The organism is Xanthomonas sp. NCPPB 1068 (genome assembly GCF_041479385.2).
Lineage (GTDB): Bacteria > Pseudomonadota > Gammaproteobacteria > Xanthomonadales > Xanthomonadaceae > Xanthomonas > Xanthomonas cannabis.
Genome location: NZ_CM192986.1, coordinates 2063041 through 2085590, shown reverse-complemented (window position 1 = coordinate 2085590; position 22550 = coordinate 2063041). Strand labels below are relative to the sequence as shown.

At 66.5% G+C, this 22550-nt stretch carries 18 protein-coding genes, 1 tRNA gene and 1 pseudogene; 14 read left to right on the top strand and 6 right to left on the bottom strand.

What is annotated here, in order from left to right:
- Positions 1–45 precede the first annotated feature (45 nt).
- The gene (locus ACCQ12_RS09000; RefSeq protein ID WP_372383419.1) at positions 46–1746 is read right to left on the bottom strand and encodes a ShlB/FhaC/HecB family hemolysin secretion/activation protein; all 1701 of its coding nucleotides are present in this window, start codon (positions 1744–1746) and stop codon (positions 46–48) included.
- A gap of 733 nt (positions 1747–2479) precedes the next feature.
- Between ACCQ12_RS09000 and pgaA the strand changes: the two genes are divergently transcribed.
- From pgaA to pgaD, 4 genes are read left to right on the top strand one after another with little or no spacing between them, the layout of a single operon-like run.
- Positions 2480–4438, top strand: coding sequence for a poly-beta-1,6 N-acetyl-D-glucosamine export porin PgaA (gene pgaA, locus ACCQ12_RS08995; RefSeq protein WP_372383584.1), 1959 nt, complete (start codon positions 2480–2482; stop codon positions 4436–4438).
- Positions 4420–6318, top strand: a complete 1899-nt coding sequence (gene pgaB, locus ACCQ12_RS08990) for a poly-beta-1,6-N-acetyl-D-glucosamine N-deacetylase PgaB (RefSeq protein ID WP_372383418.1) — start codon at positions 4420–4422, stop codon at positions 6316–6318. The genes pgaA and pgaB overlap by 19 nt, the downstream gene beginning before the upstream one ends.
- A gap of 3 nt (positions 6319–6321) precedes the next feature.
- On the top strand, positions 6322–7575 hold the full coding sequence (pgaC, locus tag ACCQ12_RS08985; protein ID WP_047697858.1) for a poly-beta-1,6-N-acetyl-D-glucosamine synthase: 1254 nt from the start codon (positions 6322–6324) through the stop codon (positions 7573–7575).
- The gene (pgaD, locus tag ACCQ12_RS08980; protein WP_047697859.1) at positions 7572–8018 is read left to right on the top strand and encodes a poly-beta-1,6-N-acetyl-D-glucosamine biosynthesis protein PgaD; all 447 of its coding nucleotides are present in this window, start codon (positions 7572–7574) and stop codon (positions 8016–8018) included. Before pgaC ends, pgaD begins: the two co-directional genes overlap by 4 nt.
- A 210-nt stretch (positions 8019–8228) precedes the next feature.
- On the opposite strand, the pseudogene ACCQ12_RS08975 reads toward pgaD, so the two are convergent.
- A pseudogene (locus tag ACCQ12_RS08975) lies at positions 8229–9095 on the bottom strand (LysR family transcriptional regulator); the annotation flags it as partial.
- Positions 9096–9325: 230 nt separating this feature from the next.
- Between ACCQ12_RS08975 and ACCQ12_RS08970 the strand changes: the two are divergent.
- A complete protein-coding gene (locus ACCQ12_RS08970) occupies positions 9326–10219 on the top strand; it encodes an oxidoreductase (RefSeq protein WP_372383417.1) in 894 nt (297 codons plus the stop codon).
- Between the two features lie 16 nt (positions 10220–10235).
- Here the strand turns inward: ACCQ12_RS08970 and ACCQ12_RS08965 are convergent.
- Positions 10236–10312 (bottom strand) — tRNA-Arg (locus ACCQ12_RS08965).
- A gap of 136 nt (positions 10313–10448) precedes the next feature.
- Here ACCQ12_RS08965 and amaB point away from each other — a divergent pair.
- The 7 genes from amaB to ACCQ12_RS08930 all read left to right on the top strand — a co-directional run bounded on the left by amaB (position 10449) and on the right by ACCQ12_RS08930 (position 17856).
- Positions 10449–11981: an L-piperidine-6-carboxylate dehydrogenase gene (amaB, locus tag ACCQ12_RS08960; RefSeq protein ID WP_372383416.1), complete on the top strand. Its 1533-nt coding sequence runs from the start codon at positions 10449–10451 to the stop codon at positions 11979–11981.
- A 331-nt stretch (positions 11982–12312) separates the two neighbouring features.
- Positions 12313–12597 carry a DUF4190 domain-containing protein gene (locus tag ACCQ12_RS08955; RefSeq protein WP_039404416.1) on the top strand — a complete coding sequence of 95 codons (285 nt, stop codon included), beginning with the start codon at positions 12313–12315 and terminating at the stop codon, positions 12595–12597.
- A gap of 2 nt (positions 12598–12599) precedes the next feature.
- Positions 12600–13367: a class I SAM-dependent methyltransferase gene (locus tag ACCQ12_RS08950; RefSeq protein WP_372383415.1), complete on the top strand. Its 768-nt coding sequence runs from the start codon at positions 12600–12602 to the stop codon at positions 13365–13367.
- A 5-nt stretch (positions 13368–13372) separates the two neighbouring features.
- Positions 13373–14428, top strand: coding sequence for a quinone-dependent dihydroorotate dehydrogenase (locus ACCQ12_RS08945; RefSeq protein ID WP_372383414.1), 1056 nt, complete (start codon positions 13373–13375; stop codon positions 14426–14428).
- Positions 14425–15477, top strand: coding sequence for a UDP-N-acetylmuramate dehydrogenase (gene murB, locus ACCQ12_RS08940; RefSeq protein WP_166745216.1), 1053 nt, complete (start codon positions 14425–14427; stop codon positions 15475–15477). The genes ACCQ12_RS08945 and murB overlap by 4 nt, the downstream gene beginning before the upstream one ends.
- Positions 15471–16382 carry a DMT family transporter gene (locus tag ACCQ12_RS08935; protein WP_039404409.1) on the top strand — a complete coding sequence of 304 codons (912 nt, stop codon included), beginning with the start codon at positions 15471–15473 and terminating at the stop codon, positions 16380–16382. Before murB ends, ACCQ12_RS08935 begins: the two co-directional genes overlap by 7 nt.
- 175 nt (positions 16383–16557) lie before the next feature.
- Positions 16558–17856, top strand: coding sequence for an MFS transporter (locus ACCQ12_RS08930; RefSeq protein WP_372383413.1), 1299 nt, complete (start codon positions 16558–16560; stop codon positions 17854–17856).
- Positions 17857–17943: 87 nt separating this feature from the next.
- Here ACCQ12_RS08930 and ACCQ12_RS08925 read toward each other — a convergent pair whose 3' ends face one another.
- The 3 genes from ACCQ12_RS08925 to ispG form a co-directional block, all read right to left on the bottom strand.
- A complete protein-coding gene (locus ACCQ12_RS08925) occupies positions 17944–18324 on the bottom strand; it encodes a cupin domain-containing protein (protein WP_372383412.1) in 381 nt (126 codons plus the stop codon).
- Between the two features lie 334 nt (positions 18325–18658).
- Complete coding sequence (locus ACCQ12_RS08920) at positions 18659–19357, bottom strand: phosphatase PAP2 family protein (protein ID WP_166752996.1); 699 nt, start codon at positions 19355–19357, stop codon at positions 18659–18661.
- The gene (ispG, locus tag ACCQ12_RS08915; protein WP_372383411.1) at positions 19338–20603 is read right to left on the bottom strand and encodes a flavodoxin-dependent (E)-4-hydroxy-3-methylbut-2-enyl-diphosphate synthase; all 1266 of its coding nucleotides are present in this window, start codon (positions 20601–20603) and stop codon (positions 19338–19340) included. Before ispG ends, ACCQ12_RS08920 begins: the two co-directional genes overlap by 20 nt.
- 120 nt (positions 20604–20723) lie before the next feature.
- Here ispG and ACCQ12_RS08910 point away from each other — a divergent pair, with 120 nt between their 5' ends.
- Together ACCQ12_RS08910 and ACCQ12_RS08905 are read left to right on the top strand one after the other, a co-directional pair.
- Positions 20724–21950 (top strand): ATP-binding protein, encoded by a 1227-nt coding sequence (locus ACCQ12_RS08910; RefSeq protein WP_372383410.1) that lies wholly within the window; start codon positions 20724–20726, stop codon positions 21948–21950.
- Positions 21947–22525 (top strand): response regulator transcription factor, encoded by a 579-nt coding sequence (locus tag ACCQ12_RS08905; protein ID WP_039415020.1) that lies wholly within the window; start codon positions 21947–21949, stop codon positions 22523–22525. The genes ACCQ12_RS08910 and ACCQ12_RS08905 overlap by 4 nt, the downstream gene beginning before the upstream one ends.
- Positions 22526–22550: the final 25 nt, after the last annotated feature.

The window sequence follows — 22550 nt, the reverse complement described above, 5'->3', positions numbered from 1 at the left end:
GGCATCAATCAACTCGCGCACTGCCGGCTGGCAGCACGATCCATGTCAGAACTGGTAGATCACCCGCGCGCCGTAGGCCGGCTGCGCGCTTCCAAAGCCGTCGGGGCGATGGATCGCCCAGCCGGCAAATGCATCGATACTGGCGCCGAACCAGCCGCCACGCAGACCCAATGCCCCGCCCACCAGACTGCGACCGCGCAGCCCGCTGGCACTGGTGCCATCGATCCGGCCCGCATCCAGCCCCAGGTAAGGCGTGAGGCCGATCCGTTGCACCGGAAAACTCAGGGTATTGCGCCAGTACGCGCCTTTTTCCGCACCCAGCGTCGCTTCACCATCGAATCCGCGCACGCTGTAACGGCCGCCGATGGTCACGAACTCGGAGCCAAGCAACAGTTCGCCGGCGGTCTGCGCGCGCAGGCTGCTTTCCCATGCCATCGGCACCGGGCCCAGCTTGAACGGTAATGCGGTGCTGACATCCAGCGTGGTGACGCCATAACGAAACGTGGGGAAGCCGATCTGCGGGTCGTACCCGGTCCATTGGCTGTTGAACCACGGCGTGCCGCGCCGGTGCGCGATGCGCACGTCCAGTTGCATCGCGCCCAGGTAGCGCCGATGGGTGAAGTAGAACTCCGCGCTGCTGGTGTCACGCCGCTGGATGCCGATTTCCACGCCATCCAGATAGCTGCGCGCCCGCCGGCGGCCGATGGTGACCCCGGCCGAGGTCTTGCTGGTGCCATCACGGTGCAGCACGCGCTGGATATCCAGTTGCGCGTTACTCGATTCGCCGCTGGACTGGAAGGTCTGCAAGAAGCCATCGACGCGCTGGTGATAGCGATAGGACGATGCCGACAACGCCAGCGTCCACCATCCCCACGGCAGGTTGTAGCTCAGGCTGTTGCCACGCGTGCCGCGCTCTTCGTCGCGGGTGGCCAGATCGTGGCTGTAGCCGATGCTCAGCAGGTCGTTGAGACCCAGCGGATTGTCCAGCGACACATCCAGCCCGCCCTGCACGCGCCCGGTGGCTTCCACGCCCGAATCCTCGGCGTTGACCACACCGCGCCAGCGTCGCCCATGTTGCAAGGTGATCACCAGATCCGATTCGCCCGGTGCGTCGCCCGGGGCGATGTCGATCTTGGCATCCTGTGATGGGAGGCGCTTGAACTGTTCTACCGCCTGTTCGATCGCGCGCAGGTCCAACAGGTCACCACTGCGCAACGGCAAGGCCGTTTTCCAGTGCGCGCCACCGGTATCGGAGACCACGCGCACCGCACGCAGACGCCCGGGCATCAGTTCGAGGCGCAATTCGCCGCGCGACAGGTCCTGCTCGGGGATGCCGATGCGGGTGGTGACAAGGCCGCGCGCGACCAGTTGGTCCAGTGCGCGGCGGCGAATGATGTCGACCCCGGCGCGGCCGATGCAACGCCCCTCATAACGGCGCAGCGATTTCCACAGCCACGCGAAGCGCGCAGCGTCGTCGCCCGCACCCGACAAACGCACGCGGGTGATCGAAAAGCACAGCTCTTCCGCCGGGAGCAGCGTGCTGCGCGCATCAACACGCTCGGTGTCGTCGCGCGGCCCGGCGAAGGGCGCCTGGCGCTCCTGCTCCTGCCGACGCTGGATCTCTTCGGCCTGGCGCAGCTGCTCCTGCCGGTCCAGGCTGGTCGGTGCCGATTGTTGTGCAGCCGCCGGCCCGGCGATCGCCCATAGGCAAGCCGCCAGCGCCAACGCCGCCGATCGCGTCCACATCAGTCATGCCCCCGTACAACGGCCACGCCTCGACACGCCGTTGCTCGCACCACCGTCCTGGCCGCCAAAACGGCGGCACAACCCGTCGGACCAGTGAGTGCGGCGCAACTGTGATGCAGTGTTAAGAACAGGTCAACGCGCCGTGTAGGGGCCACCCTGTAAGGAAATCCCGACAAATCTCGTTATGTGATCCACGTCACTTTAAAGTGCAGTTCAACGGCGCGTGCAGGTGCGCCCGCGCGTCAACGGACGCTCTCCCCGAGACTAACGTCCGGCAACGCGTCGTTATAAAGCAAATTCGAGAAATGCCTTTCAGCGCATAGGGCGAGAACGCCGCCCTCAGTGCGCGGCTCCGATGCACATCCGCAGCGCTGACGACACCCAACAGAACCCGACCACATCGTCGCTGCATCCGAATTTCCGGACGCCCCGTAAGTGTGCTGACTTGCGCACTTAGACCAAGCGAGCCCATGCGATGAACATCGCGTAAACATTGTGATGACATTCGCTTTACATGGGCATACGCAGTATCGCCGCTCTTCATAGCTAGGACTGCTTGTGAATCTCCCCCTTTCCCTGTTTGCACCGACACGTGCAGCGCGGTCGTCCTGACCGCACAGGCGCACTCACTCCCCTGCTCAGCCTCGCTCTGTTTGCCGCATGTGTGCCCCTGGCGCACAGCGGAGAAGTGCGGCCGGCAGCTGTGACTGACGCCTCCATTGCCCCGACACCCATGCAGCAGGCCGAACAACTGCGCGGCCAGCAGCGCTATGCGGACGCGTTGGCCATCTACGAACGCGTGCTGCGCAACGACCCGCGCGACAAGGGGGCGTACACGATGCGTGCGCTCACCCTCGCCGATCTGGGCAGCACACAGCTGGCTGCCGAGGCGGTGTGGCGTCATCCGGACTGGTTTTCGCCGCAGGAGCGCGAGCGTCTCGACAATGATCGCGTCGCGCGCATGATTGGTTGGGCCAGTGCCGAGCCGGTCGATGCCGCGCACCGCTACGCGGAGACCGACCAGGCGCTGGCCAATGTGGCGCGTCTCCAACGCGATGCGCCGCTGCAGGTCGCCTGGGAAGCCACGCGCCTGCGCGTGGACAGCCTGGTCGCCCTCAACCAGCGTCAGCGCCATCGCGATGTGGTTGCGAACTACCAGGCGCTGCGCGCAAATGGCGTCGATGTCCCGAGCTACGTGCTGCCTACCGTGGGCGACTCGCTGATGGGCTTGCGCCGCCCCGCCGAGGCAGAGGGCGTACTGCGCGAAGCACTCAAGCACACGCCCGACGACTTCGGCACGCAGGTATTGCTGGGGTATGCATTGCTGGAGCAGGAACGCTTCGATCAGGCGATGCCGCTGTTCGAACGATTGGCGGCCAGCCAGGCGCCGTGGCCACGGCGTGCCGGTGCGTCCAGCGGCTATGAAAACTGGGACCGCTTCAGCGCCGACGTTGCGCTGGCGACCGCGCGCTCGGCAGCCAACGACAACCCCGGCGCGGAGCAGCTGCTGCGCGAACGCGTGGCCATCGGGCCGGACAACGCCGAACTGCAGGCCGCGCTGGCATCCATCGAATCGCGCCGCGGCCATACCACGCAGGCGCTGCAACGCAATCAGATGGCGTTGACGCTGGACCCGCATCAAAAGCAGGCACGCAGTGGCATGGTCGAAAACCAGCGCGACCTCGATCGCCTGGACCTGGCCGATGCCCAGTTCACCGCCTTGCGCGCCGAGTATCCCGACGATGTCGGCCTGCAGCGGCTGGGGGCATCGCTGGAACGTCAGCGCGGGTGGCAGGTCCATCTGAGCCATGCCTGGGGACGCAGCGATAACGACAACAGCGCCACGGCAATCTCGCCGCTCGGCAACCATTTCGGCAGTTCGCTGCTGGAAGCCGAATCGCCCCTGCTCGGCGAGCGCTGGCGAGTGGGCCTGCGCGCGCGCGACGACTGGGCCGATTTTCAGGACACCCGTGTGCGCTACCGCAGTTTCTGGCTGGGCACGCATTACCGCTACGACCGCCTGGACCTCAGCGCGTACGGCGGCCGGGCGCTGGACGATTTCGATCGCGATGGCACCGCCTGGGCGCTGGATGCGGGTTGGCGCTTTTCCGATGCGTGGTACGGCAGCGTGGCCTGGCGCACACGCGATCCGGACGCCTCGTTGCAGGCCCGTCGCCTGGGTATCACCGGCGACAGCATCGGCGCCACGTTGCGCTGGACGCCAAGCGATGAAACACGCTGGGAGCTGCAGGCGCGCCAGCTGCGCTACAGCGACGGCAACCGGCGCGACCAGCTCGATCTTTCGGGCAGCCAACGCCTGTGGGCCAGCCCGCATGTGCTGGTCGACGGGCTGTTTGCCGCCTCGGCCGGGCGTGCGCACGACGACCGCGTGGTCGACTACTTCAACCCGCGTCGCAGCACGAGCGTGGCCGCAGGGGTGCGCGTCGAACAGATCGGCTGGCGCCGCTACGACGCAGCCTTCCGGCAACGCCTGGACGTGACCGCCGGCCCGACCTACCAGTCCGGCTTCGGCAGCCAATGGGTTCCTGCCGTGGCGTACCGGCATCTGTGGTCGCTGGGCGATGGCAGCGCACTGACCTATGGCGTGAGCTGGTCGCGCCCGGTCTACGACGGCCGGCGCGAACACCAACTTGGATTGGACCTGGATTTCCGATGGGGAGGTACGCCTTGATCCGCCTGCCGCTATTGCTGCTCGCGTTGCTGCTGATGACGTTTGCGTCGTCGGCACACGCGGGTCTGCTGGTGCTCAGCTACCACGACATTCGCGACGACGTCGCGGCCAAGGGCGACCCGGATCGCTACGCGGTGTCCACCAGCAACTTTGCCGCGCATCTGGACTGGCTGCGCTCGCACGCTTATCACCCGGTGAGCGTGCAGCAGGTGCTGGACGCACGTGCCGGCCGTCGCGCATTGCCGTCGCGGCCGGTGTTGCTCACCTTCGACGATGGCTTGCGCAGCGTCTACACCCGCGTGTTTCCGTTGTTGCAGGCCTATGGCTACCCCGCGCTCGTTGCGCCGGTGACCAGCTGGGTCGAACTGCCTGCAGGCAAGGTCGTGCCCTACGGCCCGCGCGATTTCACCGGCGACGATTTCGTGAACTGGGCGCAACTGCGCGAAATGCAGGACAGCGGCCTGGTCGAAATCGGCTCGCACAGCGATGACCTGCACAAGGGCATCGCCGGCAACCCGTTCGGCAATCAGACGCCTGCTGCGGTGACGCGCGAGTGGCATGCAGACAGCGGCTATGAAAACGAAGCCGACTATCGCCGGCGCATCGAGACCGACCTGCGCCATAGCCGCGATGCCATCGTGGCGCATCTGGGCAAGCCGCCGCGGGCGATGGTGTGGCCGTATGCCGCCTACAACCGCGCCAGCAACGCCATTGCCGCGCAGTTGGGCATGACGCTCAGTTTCGACCTGGAAGGCCGCTCGCACGAAGCCGATATCGGCCAGCAGGGGCGCGACCGCGTGGATGGCCAGTCGCTGGCCAGCCTCGGGCGCTTGTTGCTGTTCAACAACCCCGATGTGCGCGACCTGGCCGGCGAGTTGCGCCGCGACCTGTCGCGCGATGGCCTGCGCGCCATGCAGATCGATCTGGACTACGTCTACGACCCGGATCCCGCACAGCTGGCGCGCAACCTCGACATCCTGGTCCAGCGCGTCAAGGACATCGGGCCGAGTCATGTGTTCCTGCAGGCCTTCGCCGACCCGGATGGCGATGGCGCCGCCGATGCGCTGTATTTCCCCAACCGGCATCTGCCAATGCGCGCGGACCTGTTCGGGCGCGTCGCCTGGCAGCTGCGCACCCGCGCCGGCGTGCGTGTGTTCGCCTGGTTGCCGGTGCTTGGCTACCACCTGCCCGATGCGCAGCAACAGGCCGCATTGCAGGTCCGCGGCAACGACCCCAAGGACGTGCCGCGGCTGGATCCGAGCAACCCGCGCACGCGCGCACTGGTGGCCGACATCTACGAAGACCTCGCCGCCAATGCCTACTTCGAAGGCCTGCTGTTCCACGACGATGCCTACCTGCGCGATGACGAGCTGCCGGCCTATGGCGGCGGCGATCCGGCACGACGCACCCAGGCGCTGATCGGCTTCACCCAGCAGCTGAAGACAGCCGCAGAACGTTGGCGCCCGAAGCTGGTGACGGTGCGCAACCTGTTTGCGCAGCCGGTGCTGGAGCCGCACAGCGAGGCCTGGTTTGCGCAGCGCCTGGATGCCTTTGCAGCCGCCTACGACTACACCGCGCTGATGGCGATGCCATACATGGAAAATGCCGACGACCCGCAGCAGTGGCTGAGCGAGCTGGCCAGGCGCGTCGGGCAACAGCCACGCGGCTTCGACAAGACCATGTTCGAACTGCAGACCGTCGATTGGCGCACCGGCAAACCGTTGCCCGAGGGCGTGCTGCTGGCGCAGACCAGACTGCTGCTGGCGGCAGGCGTGCGTCACCTGGCGTATTACCCGGACGATTTCATTGGCGGCCATCCGTCTCTGCCCGAAGCGCGCGAAGCCATGTCGGCCCGCCAATTCCCCTATCTCGAGCGATGACCGATGACGACCAGCCTCTTACTGGCCGCCCTGTTCAACTTTGCGTTCTTCTACCCGATCATCATGGCGTTCTTCTGGATGATCGGCGGGATCTACTACTACCTGCGACGCGAGCGCGGCACGCCGGGTCCGTCCAAGCCGCCGCCGATGGCCAGCGAACCGTTCGTGTCGCTGCTGATGCCTTGCTACAACGAGGCCAAGCACGTGGCCGAAACCATCGCGGCGATGAGCGCGCAGCAGTATGCGGACTTCGAGATCATCGCGATCAACGACGGCAGCACCGATCGCACCGCCGAAGTGCTCGACGACCTCACTCACCAGTATCCGCGCCTGCGGGTGGTGCACCTGGAACAGAACCACGGCAAGGCCAACGCACTGCGCGTGGGCACGCTGGCAGCGCGCTCGGACTATCTGGTGTGCGTGGATGCCGATGCGATCCTGGACCCGAATGCCACGCGCTGGATGGTGGGTCACCTGGTGTCCGGCCCACGCGTGGGCGGGGTCACCGGCAACCCGCGCGTGCGTAACCGCACCACCTTGATGGGCCGCATGCAGGTGGGCGAGTTCTCCGCGATCGTCGGGCTGATCAAGCGCGCGCAACGCGTGTACGGCCGCCTGTTCACCGTCTCCGGCGTGATCTGCGCGTTCCGTCGCTCGGCCCTGCACCACGTCGGCTTCTGGTCCGACAACATGGTCACCGAAGACATCGACATCTCCTGGCGCCTGCAGCTGGACGGCTGGGATATCCGCTACGAACCCAACGCACTGTGCTGGATCCTGATGCCGGAAACCTTCCGCGGCCTGTGGATGCAGCGCCTGCGCTGGGCACGCGGCGGCGTCGAAGTGCTGCTCAGCCATGGCCGTCGCGCGCTGGCCTGGCGCAGCCGTCGCATGTGGGCAGTCCTGCTGGAGTACGCGCTGAGCCTGATCTGGGCCTATGTGATGCTCTTCATCATCGTGCTGTGGGCCTTGGGCAAATTCATCGCGATGCCGCCTGCGCTGTATGTCGACACCATCCTGCCGCGCTGGCATGGCCTGGTGCTGGCGGTGGTCTGCCTGCTGCAGTTCGGCACCAGCCTGATGATCGAACGCCGTTACGAAAAAGGACTGGCACGCCAGTTCTTCTGGGTGATCTGGTACCCGGCTGCGTTCTGGATGATCGGCATGATGACTGCGGTCATCGCCTTCCCCCGCGCCCTCATCGCACGCCGCAACACGCGTGCCCGCTGGAAAAGCCCCGACCGAGGAATTCAATGACACCGCCCATCATCAACCTGCCGCAACGCCTGGGCCGCTCGCGCCGTCTCGCCTACGGTGCCGCCACCGCCGGCGCGTGGATGGTCTATTTCTACCTGTGGGCACCGCTGGCAACGCTGCTTGCGTGGTTCTTCGGCCTGCGCAGTGCCTATACCGAGCTGTATCTGCGCCACAACGCCATCGACCCGTTCGCGCTGGGCGCGCTGCCGGTGATCGCGCTGATGGCCGCCGTCACCACGGTCGGCTGGGCCGAGTACAACCGCCTGCGCTTTGCCAACGCCGACAAGCGCAAGCGCCCGCGCACCGTGGCCGAGCCGGAAGTCGACCAGCGCCTGGGCGCCACCGAACAGTTGGGCAGCCTGCTTCGGCACAGCCGCATCTCCAGCGTCTCGATGGACAAGTCCGCCAAGCCGGTCGGTGTCCGCGTGCTACGGCATCGCTGACGCCAGCCACGCTGCATGCTGGCCATTGCGGACTTTGCGACGTGCCCGATGGCCACCGCCGACGATGCGAACGATGCGACGCCGCCTTGTTCAGGACGGCGGCTTGTCGCGCGCCTTGCGCTGCGCAGCTTGCGCGCTCCGCTTCGTTGCACTGGCTGCAGGTAGCGGAGCAGCATGCACTGCCCCAACCGCCGGGCCGTTTTCAAACGTCCTGACAAAATCGATGAATGCCCTGAGCGCCGGCGGCGACAGGTTGCGATTCGGGTAATACAGGTAGGGGCCCTGGAACGGCTGCCACCAGGGCTGCAATACCGGTTCCAGGGTGCCGGCATCGAAGTGGGGCTGCAGCCATTCCTCGAACAGGTGGACGATTCCCTGCCCCGCCACCGCTGATTGCACGGCCAGATCGCTGCCGCCGCCGATCTCCACCAGCAACTGCCCCTGCGGGATGATGGTGACCACCTCGCCGTCCCGCTCGAATTCCCAGTCGGCCATGGCGCCGCTGGGGAAGCGGCCACGGATGCAATCGTGGTCGAGCAACTCACGCGGATGGTGTGGCCGTCCGTGGCGCGCCAGGTACTGCGGCGACGCCCCGGTTGCGATGCGTTGCACGCGCGGGCCGATCGGCATGGCCACCATGTCCTGCTGCAGACGCTCGCCATAACGGATGCCCGCATCGCAACCTGCGGCGATGACGTCGACGAAATTTTCTTCGGTCAGGATTTCCACGCTGATATCCGGATAGGCCGCCATGAAAGCCGGCAGAATCCGCGGCAGGACCAGGCGCGCAGCACTGACAGGCACGTTGAGCCGCAAGGTGCCGGCCGGCGTGTCCCGGAAAGCGCTGATGACCTCCGTTGCGCTATCGAGTTCGATCAGCGCAGGCTCGATGCGCGCCAACAGTGCCTTCCCCGCATCGGTCAAGACCACGCTGCGCGTGGTGCGGTTGAACAGCCGTACGCCCAGCCACGCCTCCATCCGCTTCACCGCATCGCTCAGGTTGGATGCGCTCACGTCGGCGCTTTTCGCCGCCTCGCGGAAGCCGCCTGCCCGCGCAACCCGGACAAAGCTCTCCATATCGCTCAGCCGACCGCTCATTGTTCGAATTTCCGTACAAGCCGTTCGCTTTGTACCGGATTGTCGCACAGGACCGGCCGCCCTAGATTGCACACACGGTCAGACGGCAGTCCCCAGCGCACCGCTTCCGGGCTGTCAGATCAAGTCACCTGCACTACCAGCGCGCGCACGCCGCGGCATCTCCACGTTTCACCGCAGCGACCCGTCACCCATCCCCTCTAGGAACAGCAATGAACAACGACACACGTCTTGGCGGCACCTTTACCCTGCCCGGCACCGGCATCTCCATCAAGCGGATGGGCTACGGCACGATGCAGCTGCCGGGAGCGCATGTGTGGGGGCCACCCCGCGACAAGGCCGCAGCGCTGGCCGTGTTGAAGGAGGCGGTTGCGCTGGGCGTCGACCACATCGACACCGCCGAATTTTACGGCCCGCATGTGTCCAACCAGCTGATTCGCGAAGCACTTCACCCATACGCCGACGGGTTGCGGATCGTCACCAAGATCGGCATCGGCCGTGGCAGCGACGCCTCCTGGAATGCCGATCGGTCTCCTGCAAGCCTCAGACGCCAGGTGCAGGACAACCTGGTCAGTCTTGGCCTGGAAACGCTGGACGTGGTGAACCTGCGCCTGGGCGCGATGATGGACACCGACACCAGCGCGATCGCCGAACCGGTGGCCTGTCTGGCCGAGCTGCAACGCGAAGGACTGGTGCGCCACATCGGCCTGAGCAATATCACGCCCGCCCAGTATCAGGAAGCCGAAAAGCTGGCCAAGATCGTTTGCGTCCAGAATCACTACAACCTGGTCAAACGCGACGACGACGCCTTTATCGACGCACTCAACGACCAGGGCGTGGCCTACGTCCCGTTCTTCCCGCTGGGGGGGTTCTCACCGGTGCAATCGGACGCGCTGTCGCAGGTTGCCAAGGACGCCGGCGCCACGCCCAAGCAGGTCGCCCTCGCCTGGCTGCTGCAGCGCTCGCCCAATATTCTCGTCATCGCAGGCACTTCGTCGGTGCCCCACCTGCGCGAAAACCTTGTCGCCTCCGGGCTGCACCTGTCCGCACAACAGCTTGCGGTGCTCAACAGCATTGCGGACGAATCGAGCGTCACCGGCCACTAGAACCGCAATGCCGTCCTGGTGACCCCGGCCCGATTCGAACGGGCGACCTTCCCCTTAGGAGGGGGACGCTCTATCCAGCTGAGCTACGGGGCCAAGGGCGGCATTGTCGCATGTTCAGCCGGCTTGCCAAGCCGGCGGGCGGCGGGTGGAGCCTGCTAAAATCGGCGGCTACCCGTGTCGCTGGCTGGCCTTGGCCGTCGGGCGACCGTCCCGACCTCCAGGAGATTCCATGTCCGCTGACCTGCTCAAGGCGCTCGACCTCGCCGCGTCCAATTCCGGCACTTACCTCGGCGAGGCGACCTGGTCGTCGGCCACCGGTGCGGGCGTGCTGCAGCCGCTCAATCCGACGACCAACGCCGTCATCGCCGATGTACAGGCGACCACGCCGGAAGATTACGAGCTGATCATCCAGCGCGCGCAGGCCGCCTTCAAGGTGTGGCGGACCACGCCTGCCCCGCGTCGCGGCGAGGCGGTGCGCCTGTGTGGCGAGGCGCTGCGTGCGCACAAGGATGCACTGGGCTCGCTGGTGGCATTGGAGATGGGCAAGAGCAAGCCGGAAGGCGATGGCGAAGTGCAGGAGATGATCGACATCGCCGACTTCGCCGTGGGCCAGAGCCGCATGCTCTACGGCTACACCATGCATTCTGAGCGTCCCGGCCACCGCATGTATGAGCAGTACCAGCCGCTGGGGCTGGTAGGCATCATCAGCGCATTCAACTTCCCGGTGGCGGTGTGGGCGTGGAATGCGTTCCTTGCGGCCATCTGCGGCGATATCTGCATCTGGAAGCCGTCCAACAAGACGCCGCTGACCGCGATCGCGACGATGAAGATCTGCAATGCGGCGTTGAAGGACGCCGGCTTCCCGGACATCTTCTTCCTGATCAACGATGCCGGCACGGCGCTGTCGCAGACGCTGGTCGAAGACCGGCGCGTGCCACTGATCAGCTTCACCGGTTCGACCCAGATCGGCCGCGTGGTCGCCGAAAAGGTCGCCCACCGCCTGGGCCGCTGCCTGCTGGAGCTGGGCGGCAATAACGCGATCATCCTGGATGAAACCGCCGACCTGAAGCTGGCCATCCCGGGCATCGTGTTCGGCGCAGTCGGCACGGCCGGGCAGCGCTGCACCACCACGCGCCGGCTGATCGTGCACGAATCCATCTATGAGAACGTGCTGGCCACCCTGGTCAAGGCGTACAGGCAGCTCGACAGCAAGATCGGCGACCCCACCGACCCGGCAAACCTGATGGGCCCGCTCAACAGCCGTGCTGCGGTGGAGCAATTCCTGGAGTCGATCGCCAAGGCCAAGGCCGCCGGTGGCACCGTCGAAGTGGGCGGCACCGCGATCGATCGCCCCGGCAACTTCGTGTTGCCGGCGATCGTCACCGGGCTGCAGAACAGCGATGAGGTCGTGCAGCATGAGACCTTCGCGCCGATCCTGTACGTGATGAAGTACCGCACGCTGGATGAGGCCATCGACCTGCAGAACGGCGTGCCGCAAGGCCTGTCCTCGTCGATCTTCACCCAGAACCTGAAAGCGGCCGAAAAGTTCCTGTCGGCGGCAGGCAGCGATTGCGGCATTGCCAACGTCAACATCGGCACCTCGGGTGCGGAGATCGGTGGCGCCTTTGGCGGCGAGAAGGACACCGGCGGTGGCCGCGAATCCGGCTCGGACGCGTGGAAGGTCTACATGCGTCGCCAGACCAACACCATCAACTACTCCGATTCGCTGCCGCTGGCACAGGGCATCAAGTTCGATCTTTGATCGATGCCGCAAGGTGCGCCGGGCAGTGGTCCGGCGCGCTTGCGACACAGCGATGTGAGCGCAGCCGCAGCCTGCTCGGCATCTGCGGCGACGCCGGACACGCCACTGACAACAGCATCGCGGCAATGCCAGGCGGCTGGCTGCCCTGCTCCGACACGCCCTGCTCTAGCAAGGCACCGCGGCGGCCCGGCCTGCTCTTCGGCACGTCAGGACATCCCAATGACCGGCCGCGCAGGGGTTCCCACCGCACACGGCACGCCTTTTCGGCGGCCGCTCTGGGATAATCGCCTCACCAGAGACCGGCTGCCGGCTCACTCTCACGGAGTTCATGATGAACGTTGTCGTTCGACAGACCAGCGCCATGGCCATCGTCAGCCTGGTCGCGGGCATTCTCGGCTGGACGCTGATCCCCTTCCTCGGCAGCATCTGCGCCATCATCACCGGCCATCTGGCGCGCGCCGAAATCCGGCGCAATCCGCAAGGCCTGGAAGGCGACGGGCTGGCGATCGGCGGGCTGATTCTTGGCTGGCTGGCAGTGGCGATGTGGCTGGTCGGCATCGTCATCTTCATCCTGTTCTTCGGTGGCATGGCGTGGCTGGCGGCCTCCAGCAGTTGAGCATGGCTGCGCCCTCCTCTGCCCAGCGCTTCAACGACCGTGTGGCCGCTTACGTGCGCTACCGGCCAGGCTACCCGCCGCAGGTGTTGCGTTGGCTACATGACGACCTGGGCGTCACCCCCGCCACGGCGGTGGCCGACATCGGCGCTGGCACCGGCATTTCCAGCCGCCTGTTTCTTGAAGCCGGCTACGCGGTCACTGCGGTAGAGCCGAATCCGGCCATGCGCGCGGCCGCCCAGCAATGGCTGGCGGAGTTTCCGGCCTTCCAGGCCACCGACGGCACTGCCGAAGCTACCGGCCTGGCTGATGCCAGCGTGGGTCTGGTGTCGGCGGCGCAGGCCTTCCACTGGTTCGACACGCAGGCAGTGCGCCGCGAATGGGCGCGCATCCTGCAGCCGGGCGGCCTGGCGGCGGTGTACTGGAATTCGCGCGAACTGGACAGCACCGCGTTCCTGCGCGGCTACGAGCAGCTGCTGCTGGAGTACGGCACCGATTATTCGGCCGTGGCCGAGCGCTACCAGGACGATGCCACCATGCAGGCCTGGTTTGGCGACGGGTTCCGCGCGATGGCGCGCTTCCCCAATGTGCAGCGGCTGGACTTCGATGCGCTGCGCGGCCGGTTGCTGTCGTCTTCGTATGCGCCGCTGGCACACGACCCGCGCCATGCGCCGATGCTGGCCGCGTTGCGCGCCCTGTTCGATGCGCACGCCCGCGACGGACTGATCGACTTCCATTACCAGACCCGCATTTTTGCCGGGAGTTTGAACTGACCCGCATGTATTCGCTTGCCCGCCCCTTCCTGTTTTCCCTCGATGCCGAGCGCGCCCACGCGCTGGCGCTGCGCTCCATCGATACCGCCTACCGCACCGGCACCACGTCGCTGCTGGCCAAGCGCCCGGTGCCGCTGCCGACCCCTGCGTTCGGCCTGATGTTTCCCAACCCGGTCGGGCTGGGCGCCGGGCTGGACAAGAATGGCGAGCACATCGACGCCCTGCTGGCGTTGGGGTTCGGCTTTGTCGAGATCGGCACGGTGACCCCGCGCCCGCAGGAGGGCAACCCGAAGCCGCGCATGTTCCGGTTGCCCGAGTACCAGGCGGTGATCAACCGCATGGGCTTCAACAACCTGGGCGTGGATGCGCTGGTGGCCAATGTGCAGCGCGCGCGGCGGCACGGTGGCCTGCTGGGCATCAATATCGGCAAGAACAAGGACACGCCCAACGAGGATGCCACCAGCGACTACCGCTACTGCATGGAGCGCGTGTATCCGCTGGCCGACTACATCACCGTCAACATCTCTTCGCCCAATACCGCCGGCCTGCGCGAGCTGCAGGAAGAACAATCGCTGCGCCGCTTGATCGCCGACCTGCGCGAGACCCAGGAAGCGCTCGCCGCCCAGCACGGCAAGCGGGTGCCGATGCTGGTGAAGGTGGCGCCGGACCTCAACGACCGCGACATCGATGCCGCCGCACGCGTGTTGGCCGATCTGGCCGTAGATGGTGTGATCGCCACCAACACCACGGTGACCCGCACCTTGATCGCCAATCACCCGTTGGCCGCCGAAGCCGGCGGTTTGTCGGGCGCGCCATTGCTGGGGCAATCCACCCTGGTGCTGCGCCGGCTGCGCGCGCGGCTGCCCGAGTCGATCCCGCTGATCGGCGTGGGTGGCATCAGCTCCGGCGCCGACGCGGTGGCCAAGATGGCCGCCGGTGCGAGCCTGGTGCAGTGCTACAGCGGCCTGGTGTATCGCGGGCCGCCATTGATCGGCGAATGCGTGGACGCCATCCGCCGCCGCCGCGAAGCGCCGAGCGGCGGTGCGGTGTCGCCGTTATGAGCGAGGCTGTGCAACCGGGCTGGCAGTTGAGCGAACACGCGCCATTGCGTGCACTCAACACCTTTCACGTCGATGCCTGCGCGCGCTGGCTGCTGCGCATCCACACCCCCGAAGCCTTGCCGCAGGCGCTGGCAGCGCCGCAGATCGCGGGCGAACCGCTGCTGGTGCTGGGCAGCGGCAGCAATGTACTGCTGGCCGGCGACCCGCCCGGCTGCGTGCTGTGTTTCGAGAACCGCGACATTGCGATCATTGCGCACCACGCCGACCACGCCATCGTCCGCGCCGGTGCCGGCGTGAACTGGCATGCGCTGGTGCTGTATTCGCTGCAGCAGGGGCTATCGGGGCTAGAGAATCTGGCGCTGATTCCCGGCACCGTCGGTGCCTGCCCGATCCAGAACATCGGCGCCTATGGCGCGCAGGTGGGCGACTTCATCCAGGTGGTGGAAGCCTTCGACCGGCACAGCCAACAGTTCGTGCGGCTGGAGGCAACGGACTGCGCGTTCGGCTACCGCGACAGCGTGTTCAAGCAGCAGCCCGAGCGTTACCTGATCGTGGCGGTGGAATTCAATCTGCCGCTGCTGCACGAGCTGCGGCTGGACTACGCCGGCATCCGCGAGGAGCTGGCCAGCATGGGCGCCGAGCTGGCGGGCGCGGCCGATGTGGCGCAGGCGGTGATCAACATCCGCCGCCGCAAATTGCCGGACCCGGACGTGCTCGGCAATGCCGGCAGCTTCTTCAAGAACCCGCTGCTGCCGAGCGAACAGATTGCCGCGTTGCAGGCCACCTTCGCCGACATGCCGGTGTATCCGGGCGAGCAGCCTGGCCAGGGCAAGTTGTCGGCCGCCTGGTTGATCGAACAGTGCGGCTGGAAGGGCCAGCGCGAAGGCGACGCCGGCGTGTCGCCGGCGCATGCCTTGGTGCTGGTCAATTACGGCAGCGCAACCGGTGCACAGCTGCTGGACGTTGCGCGACGCATCGCCGAATCGGTGCGCGAACGCTACTCGGTGATCCTGGAGCCGGAACCACGCATCATCGGAGCGCATTGGTGACTGCACCCTCGGCGTCCATGCGCGCCGCTGCCTGGATGCTGATCAGCACGCTCGCCTTCGGTCTGATGGCCATCACCATCCGGCTGGCATCCAAGACCGTCGCCACCACCGAGATCGCGTTCTTCCGCAATGCATTCGGCCTGCTGGCGCTGCTGCCGCTGCTCATCGGCCCCGGCAAGACGCTGCCGCGCACCCGTCAGTTGCCGCACTATTTCGCACGCACGCTGATTGGCCTGGCCTCGATGCTGTGCGGGTTCTGGGCGATCGGCCATCTGCCGTTGTCGCAGGCGATTTCGCTCTCCTATTCCACACCGTTGTTCGTCACCGTGCTGGCCGTGATCTGGCTGCACGAACAGGTGCGCATGCGCCGCTGGCTGGCAGTGGCAGCCGGGTTTATCGGGGTGCTGGTGATCCTGCGCCCGGGCTCGTCCACCTTCAGCCCGGGACTGCTGATTGCGCTGCTCGCGGCAGTGATCAGTGCCATCGTGGCAATCCAGATCAAGCAGCTTTCGCGCAACGACGATTCGGACACGGTGGTGTTCTACACCTACGTGTTCTGGGTGCCGATGTCGCTGATACCGGCGTTGTTCCAGTGGACCTGGCCGCAGGGCATCGACTGGCTGTGGCTGGTGGCCACCGGCATCTTCGGCACCGCCGGGCAGTTGTTCTGGACGCGCGCGCTCAAGCTGGGCGAAGTCTCGGCGCTGCAGCCGATCAGCTTCATGCAGCTGCCGCTGGTGGCACTGCTGGGCTGGTGGCTGTTCGGCGAGGCGATCGAGCGGCATACCGTGATCGGGGCGGCCATCATCATCGGCGCCAACGTCTACATTGCGCATCGCGAAGCGGTACTGGCACGTCGCGCCGCCACGCATGCGCCGGTGGAAGGCGCAAAACCCGGCGAATGAGTCCACCCGGCGCCAACGCGCAGGCATGTCCGGACCACCGAAGCATCCAACCGGCGATCACCGCCACACAAAATCGGCATACCGGTCCAGGCTGCAGGTCGCGCTAGCATGGGATGGCATGCCGCGACCGCCGTGACTGGCTGGCGCGCCACCACCCGCAACAGGACGCAGCTGCATGAACACGCATGACGCTCTTGGCACCGCCGCCGCACACCACCTGACGCGCCGCGACTACAGGACGCTGACCCTGGCCGCGCTGGGCGGCGCGCTGGAGTTCTATGACTTCATCATCTTCATCTTTTTCGCGAAGGTGCTGGGCGAACTGTTCTTTCCCCCAGGCATTCCGGAATGGACGCGGCAGCTGCAGACCTTCGGCATTTTTGCGGCCGGCTACCTGATCCGTCCGTTGGGCGGAATCGTGATGGCGCACTTCGGCGATCTGCTCGGCCGCAAGCGCATGTTCGCGCTCAGTATCGGCCTGATGGCATTGCCCACGTTGGCCATCGGTGTGCTGCCGACCTACGCGCAGATCGGCCTGGCCGCGCCGTTGTTGCTGTTGACGATGCGCCTGCTGCAGGGCGCGGCGATCGGTGGCGAGGTGCCCAGTGCCTGGGTGTTCGTCGCAGAACACGTGCCTGCGCAGCGCAGGGGCCTGGCCTGCGGCACATTGACTGCCGGCCTGGCTGCCGGCGTACTGCTCGGCTCGCTCAGCGCCGGGGCGATCAATCGCGTCTACACGCCGCAGGAGATCGCCGACTACGCCTGGCGTCTGCCGTTCCTGGCGGGCGGGGTCTTCGGCCTGTTGTCGGTGTATCTGCGGCGCTGGCTGCACGAGACCCCGGTGTTTGCCGAGATGGTGGCGATGCGTGCATTGGCGCGCGAAACGCCACTGAAGGTGGTGGTGCGCGACCATCCGCGCAGCCTGGCGCTGTCGTTGTGGCTGACCTGGGTGGTGGCAGCGGCGGTGCTGGTGGTGTCGCTGATGACGCCCACGCTGCTGCAGAGCGCCTATGGCTACCCTGCCGCGGTCGCCTTGCAGGCCAACCTGCTGGCGGTGCTGCTGCAGGCCATCGGCTCGGTGGTGGCCGGCGCGCTGTCGGACCGCTGGGGCAACGGCCGCGTGCTACTGGGTGGGAGCGTACTCCTGGGAGTGAGCGCATGGCTGTTCTATCGCTTCGCCGGCGACCCGCAGTTGCTGTTCCCGCTGTATGCGCTGTTGGGCGCAGCGCTTGGCGTGCTGGGCGCAATCCCGCGCGTCATGGTCGAAGCGTTTCCGCCGGTGATCCGTCTGTCTGGCGTGTCGTTCGCCTACAACCTGGGCTACGCCGTGTTTGGCGGCCTGACCCCGCTGGTGGTGGTGATGTTGCTCAAGCAGCATCCGATGGGACCGGCGTATTACGTGATCCTGCTGGCGATGATCGGCGGCGTGATCGGGCTGCGGCTGTGGGGCGGTGAATACACACGCAGGCTGTGAGTGCAACGCTGTGGCGGCGGGCGAGGCCGGCAACGCACGCGCACGCCATCACGGGCATTGGCTAGAGGCTTCGTGCAATCTGCCGGCCTAGCCTGTGTGCAGCCCATCGAGTTCGGGTAGCAGCACCACGCTTTCGTGCGTGTTCGGATCGGTTCGGGCCACCAGCACAACTGCAGGTTCCGCGCTGTCGTTGTAGGGCTGGTGCGGCATGCCAGCCGGGATATAGAGAAAATCGCCTGGCTCCACCACCTCGTGATGCTGCAGCGCCGCGCCGTACCAGACCTTGGACACGCCGCTCAGCGCGTAGATGGCGGTTTCGTGCGCCGCATGCAGATGCGGTTTGGCACGTGCGCCTGGTGCAATGGTGACCATGTGCAGGCTGAGATGCGTTGCGCCCACGCTTTGCGCACAGATACCCATCGCGTACTGGACGCCCTGCTCCGCCAGGGTGACGTCGCTTGCGCGCAAGACCCGGCAGCTTGCCGCTGGGCCAGCATTGGGTAAGACCACATCCACGTGCATGTTCTCAGCCATCAGCTTGCAAAGTGGCCTGCGCAGTCGCCGGGTCGGTGCGGCGCGCCGTCCAGCCTGATCGGCACGACTGCGCGGCGCAGGCAGCGACGATAGTCCAGGGGAACGATGTCTTCCCACACGAATGCGAACCCGGCATCGTCAAACCGAAATGCCCAGGCGCCAGCCGCTGGCGGTACGGCAGACCACGCACGGCGCAGGCCGCGCCGCCGCCGGCACATGCCGTGCCGCTGCCAGTTCGCGGGATTCAGGACAAGCCGCGAACCGCCACTCAGGCGGAGGCGATGCGGCGACGCCAATGCGGCCGCCGTGCGCCGCGAAACATCACCAGATACAGGCCGACCACCCACACCAGCGCGGCCGACCAACCACCGAGGATGTCGGAGGGATAATGCACGCCCAGGTAGATGCGCGAGACCCCGACCAGCAGCGCGAATGTGCTGGCCGCAATCGTCACCGGCCAGCGCCAACGGGTGCGCCAGGCCAACGCGATGACCACGGCCGCGAGCGTCATCGAGCCCATCGCATGACCACTGGGAAAACTGAAGGTGCTCTCCGGCGCGATCGATTCCCACAGGCTCGGCCGGTTGCGCTGAAAGAACTGCTTGGCGGCCATGTTCAACAGCGCCGAGCCGCCGAAGCCGAGCGCGGCAAAGGTGCCCTCACGCCAGCGCCGCAATACCAGCAGCACCAGCACGATCGCGATATCCGCCGGAATCACGCCGTACTGGTAGCCCACCTTCGATATCACGCCGAACAGCGCATCCAGCGTCGGGGTGGCGATGCTGCGCATGCTCCACAGCAACGGCTCGTCAAAATAGAAATTTTCCAGCTCGTGCACTTCATCGGCCAGGTCCACGAACAGGCCCAGAGGCAGCAGCACCCCGACGAACAACAGTCCCATGCGCCACGCATTGCTGCGCAACCACGCCTTGAACCCGGCCGGCGACTCAGCCGGCGCGGCGGACATAGGTGCGTTCGACGTACTGGTCGATCAGGTCGATGAATTCGTAGGCGATATTCTCACCGCGCAAGGTGACGCTTTTTTCGCCATCGATGAACACCGGCGCGGACGGCGCCTCGCCCGTGCCCGGCAGCGAGATACCGATATTGGCGTGGCGCGACTCGCCCGGGCCGTTGACCACGCACCCCATCACCGCCAGGGTCATGTTCTCGGCACCGGGGTTGGAGATCTTCCACTCCGGCATCTTGGCGCGCACATGGTTCTGCACCACGCCAGCCAGTTCCTGGAAGAACTCGGAGGTGGTGCGCCCGCAGCCGGGGCATGCGGTGACCATCGGGGTGAACGCGCGTTGCCCGGTGGTCTGCAGCAGCTCCTGCGCGACCACCACTTCCTGCGTGCGCGACTGGCCGGGCTCCGGCGTCAGCGAGATGCGGATGGTGTCGCCGATGCCCTCCTGCAGCAGCACGCTCAGCGCCGCAGCCGAGGCGACGATGCCCTTGCTGCCGATGCCGGCTTCGGTCAGGCCCAGGTGCAGCGCAAAGTCGCAGCGGCTGGCCATGTCGCGATACACCGCGATCAGTTCCTGCACACCGGACACCTTGGCCGACAGGATGATGCGCTCGCGCGGCAAGCCCAGCTCCACCGCACGCTCGGCCGAATCCACCGCAGAGCGGATCAAGGCCTCGCGCAGCACCCGGCCGGCATCCCAGGGCGTCTCGCGCTGCGAGTTTTCATCCATCAGCTGCGCCGCCAGCGACTGGTCCAGCGAGCCCCAGTTGGCGCCGATGCGCACCGGCTTGCCGTACTTGATGGCGAACTCGATCAGCTGACCGAACTGCAGATCCTTCTTCTTGCCGAAGCCGACATTGCCCGGATTGATGCGGTATTTGGCCAGCGCCTCGGCACAGGCCGGCTCGGCGGCAAGCAATTGGTGGCCGTTGTAATGGAAGTCGCCGATCAACGGGACTTCAATCCCCATCATGCGCAGCTTGTCCACGATGCGCGGAATGGCGGCAGCGGACTCGGCGTTGTTGACGGTCAGCCGTACCATCTCCGAGCCGGCGCGCCACAGTTCGGACACCTGTTTGACGCTGCCGGCGATGTCGGCGGTGTCGGTGTTGGTCATCGACTGGACGACCACCGGGTGGCCTCCGCCCACGATCACGCTGCCGATCTTGACGGCCTGGGTGATGCGGCGCGGCCAGGCGGTGGCGTCGGCGGGAGGGGTTGGGCGGGTCACGGCGTCATGCATCGCGCTATTTTAGCCTGTCCGCCGTCGGCTCACAGCTGAAGCGACGCGCGGGCCGCCGCCGGCACCGATGCGACGGTTTGTCGCAGGCCACCATTCCCCTGAGCGCATAGCATTGCCGTGATGAACAGCTCCGACGCCTCCTTCCTGCGGACCCTGTGCAGCCTGCGCTGGCTCGCCACCGCCGGCCAGGCCGCCACCATCCTGGTCGCCACCGGCCTGATGGGCTTGAACCTGCCGCAACAGCCACTGTGGGCCGGCGTCGCCGCACTGGCGGTGTTCAACCTGTACGCCCAGCTGCGTGTGGCCCACCGTGGCGCGGTGAGCCCGGCCACCGAATTCGGCCACATCCTGGTCGATGTGACGGTGCTGACCTGGATGGTGGGCTGGAGCGGCGGCATCGCCAATCCGTTCGGCTCGCTGTTCCTGGTGCTGATCGCGCTGGCCGCGCTGGCGCTGCCGCTGGGCTGGGCGATGGCGGTGGCGGCGTCGTGCGTGGCCGGCTACGTGATCAGCGCGGCGTTCGGGCTGCCGCTGCCCTACGGCAGCTTCGACCCGCTCAGCCTGCACATGTGGGGCATGGCGGCCAACTTCCTGCTCTCCACGGTGGTGGTGCTGGCCTTCGCCACCCGGCTGGCGTTGTCCATGCGCGAACGCGAGCGCGAGATCTCCACCCTGCGCGAGCGCTTCGCCCGTAATGAAGGCATCGTCGCGCTGGCCACGCATGCGGCCTCGGTGGCGCATGAATTGAATACGCCATTGGCGACGATGACCCTGCTGGTGGACGATATTGCCGACCAGTGCGACCAGGCCGAACTGCGCGAAGACCTGGACACCTTGCGCGAGCTGCTGGTGCAATGCCACGAACGCGTGCTGGCCCTTGCCGCGCCGGCCGACAACGGCCACCTGAGCCGCGAAGTGGCAGTCAAGGACGTGCTGGAGCAATGGCGGCTGGTGCGCCCCACCATCGAGCTGCGCCGCAACGACGACGCACCGATGCGGCTGATGCTGCAGCCGGGCGTCAGCCACCTGCTGATGGTGCTGCTCAATAACGCCGCCGATGCCGGCGAACGGGCCGGGCGCTCGCAGATCGACCTCACCTTGCGCGTGGAGCACGACCATCTCAGCGGCGAAGTGCGCGATTACGGCCCCGGCTTCGACACCGCGCAGGCCATGTTGCCGGGCACCTTGTTCAACAGCGGCAAACACGACGGCATGGGCGTGGGCCTGGCGCTGTCGCATGCCACCGTCGAACGCCTGCAAGGCGAATTGTGGATGCTGCCCGCCGAAGGCAGCGGCGCCCGCGTCGGTTTCCGTCTGCCGCTCTCCGAACACGAGGCACTCGCATGACAAGCACTCCCATCCGCACCGGCCTGCTGGTCGACGACGACACCTTGTACCTGCGCACGCTGCAGCGCAGCCTGGCGCGGCGCGGGGTGGAAACGCTGACCGCCACCGACGCGGCCAGCGCGCTGTCCACCGCGCGCAGCGCCCTGCCGGATTTCGCCTTGATCGATCTCAAGCTCGGTCACGATTCCGGCCTGAGCCTGATCCAGCCGCTGCGCGAGATCCGCGCCGACATGCGCATCCTGCTGGTCACCGGCTATGCCAGCATCGCCACTGCGGTGGAAGCGATCAAACTCGGCGCCGACGACTACCTGCCCAAGCCGGCCAATATCCCCACCATCATGCGGGCGCTGGGCGAAGAAGACGACGAGCTTCCCGAGCCGGACGAAGAGGAAACCGCGCAGGAAATGATGACCCCGCTCAGCCGACTGCAGTGGGAGCACATCCAGCAGGCCCTGCACGAGACCGGTGGCAACGTCTCCGCGGCCGCACGCCTGCTCGGCATGCATCGGCGCTCGCTGCAGCGCAAGCTGACCAAGCGCCCCAGCCCGGGTCCATTGCGCGAACCAGGGCGCTGACCGCGCCCGGGCCGCGCGCACGTAA

Bases quoted from the DNA above. Each gene is read 5' to 3' on its own strand.
- ACCQ12_RS09000 (WP_372383419.1), bottom strand. From the start codon at position 1,746: ATGTGGACGCGATCGGCGGCGTTGGCGCTGGCGGCTTGCCTATGGGCG.
- pgaA (WP_372383584.1), top strand. From the start codon at position 2,480: ATGCAGCAGGCCGAACAACTGCGCGGCCAGCAGCGCTATGCGGACGCG.
- pgaB (WP_372383418.1), top strand. From the start codon at position 4,420: ATGGGGAGGTACGCCTTGATCCGCCTGCCGCTATTGCTGCTCGCGTTG.
- pgaC (WP_047697858.1), top strand. From the start codon at position 6,322: ATGACGACCAGCCTCTTACTGGCCGCCCTGTTCAACTTTGCGTTCTTC.
- pgaD (WP_047697859.1), top strand. From the start codon at position 7,572: ATGACACCGCCCATCATCAACCTGCCGCAACGCCTGGGCCGCTCGCGC.
- ACCQ12_RS08970 (WP_372383417.1), top strand. From the start codon at position 9,326: ATGAACAACGACACACGTCTTGGCGGCACCTTTACCCTGCCCGGCACC.
- amaB (WP_372383416.1), top strand. From the start codon at position 10,449: ATGTCCGCTGACCTGCTCAAGGCGCTCGACCTCGCCGCGTCCAATTCC.
- ACCQ12_RS08955 (WP_039404416.1), top strand. From the start codon at position 12,313: ATGAACGTTGTCGTTCGACAGACCAGCGCCATGGCCATCGTCAGCCTG.
- ACCQ12_RS08950 (WP_372383415.1), top strand. From the start codon at position 12,600: ATGGCTGCGCCCTCCTCTGCCCAGCGCTTCAACGACCGTGTGGCCGCT.
- ACCQ12_RS08945 (WP_372383414.1), top strand. From the start codon at position 13,373: ATGTATTCGCTTGCCCGCCCCTTCCTGTTTTCCCTCGATGCCGAGCGC.
- murB (WP_166745216.1), top strand. From the start codon at position 14,425: ATGAGCGAGGCTGTGCAACCGGGCTGGCAGTTGAGCGAACACGCGCCA.
- ACCQ12_RS08930 (WP_372383413.1), top strand. From the start codon at position 16,558: ATGAACACGCATGACGCTCTTGGCACCGCCGCCGCACACCACCTGACG.
- ACCQ12_RS08920 (WP_166752996.1), bottom strand. From the start codon at position 19,357: ATGTCCGCCGCGCCGGCTGAGTCGCCGGCCGGGTTCAAGGCGTGGTTG.
- ispG (WP_372383411.1), bottom strand. From the start codon at position 20,603: ATGCATGACGCCGTGACCCGCCCAACCCCTCCCGCCGACGCCACCGCC.
- ACCQ12_RS08910 (WP_372383410.1), top strand. From the start codon at position 20,724: ATGAACAGCTCCGACGCCTCCTTCCTGCGGACCCTGTGCAGCCTGCGC.
- ACCQ12_RS08905 (WP_039415020.1), top strand. From the start codon at position 21,947: ATGACAAGCACTCCCATCCGCACCGGCCTGCTGGTCGACGACGACACC.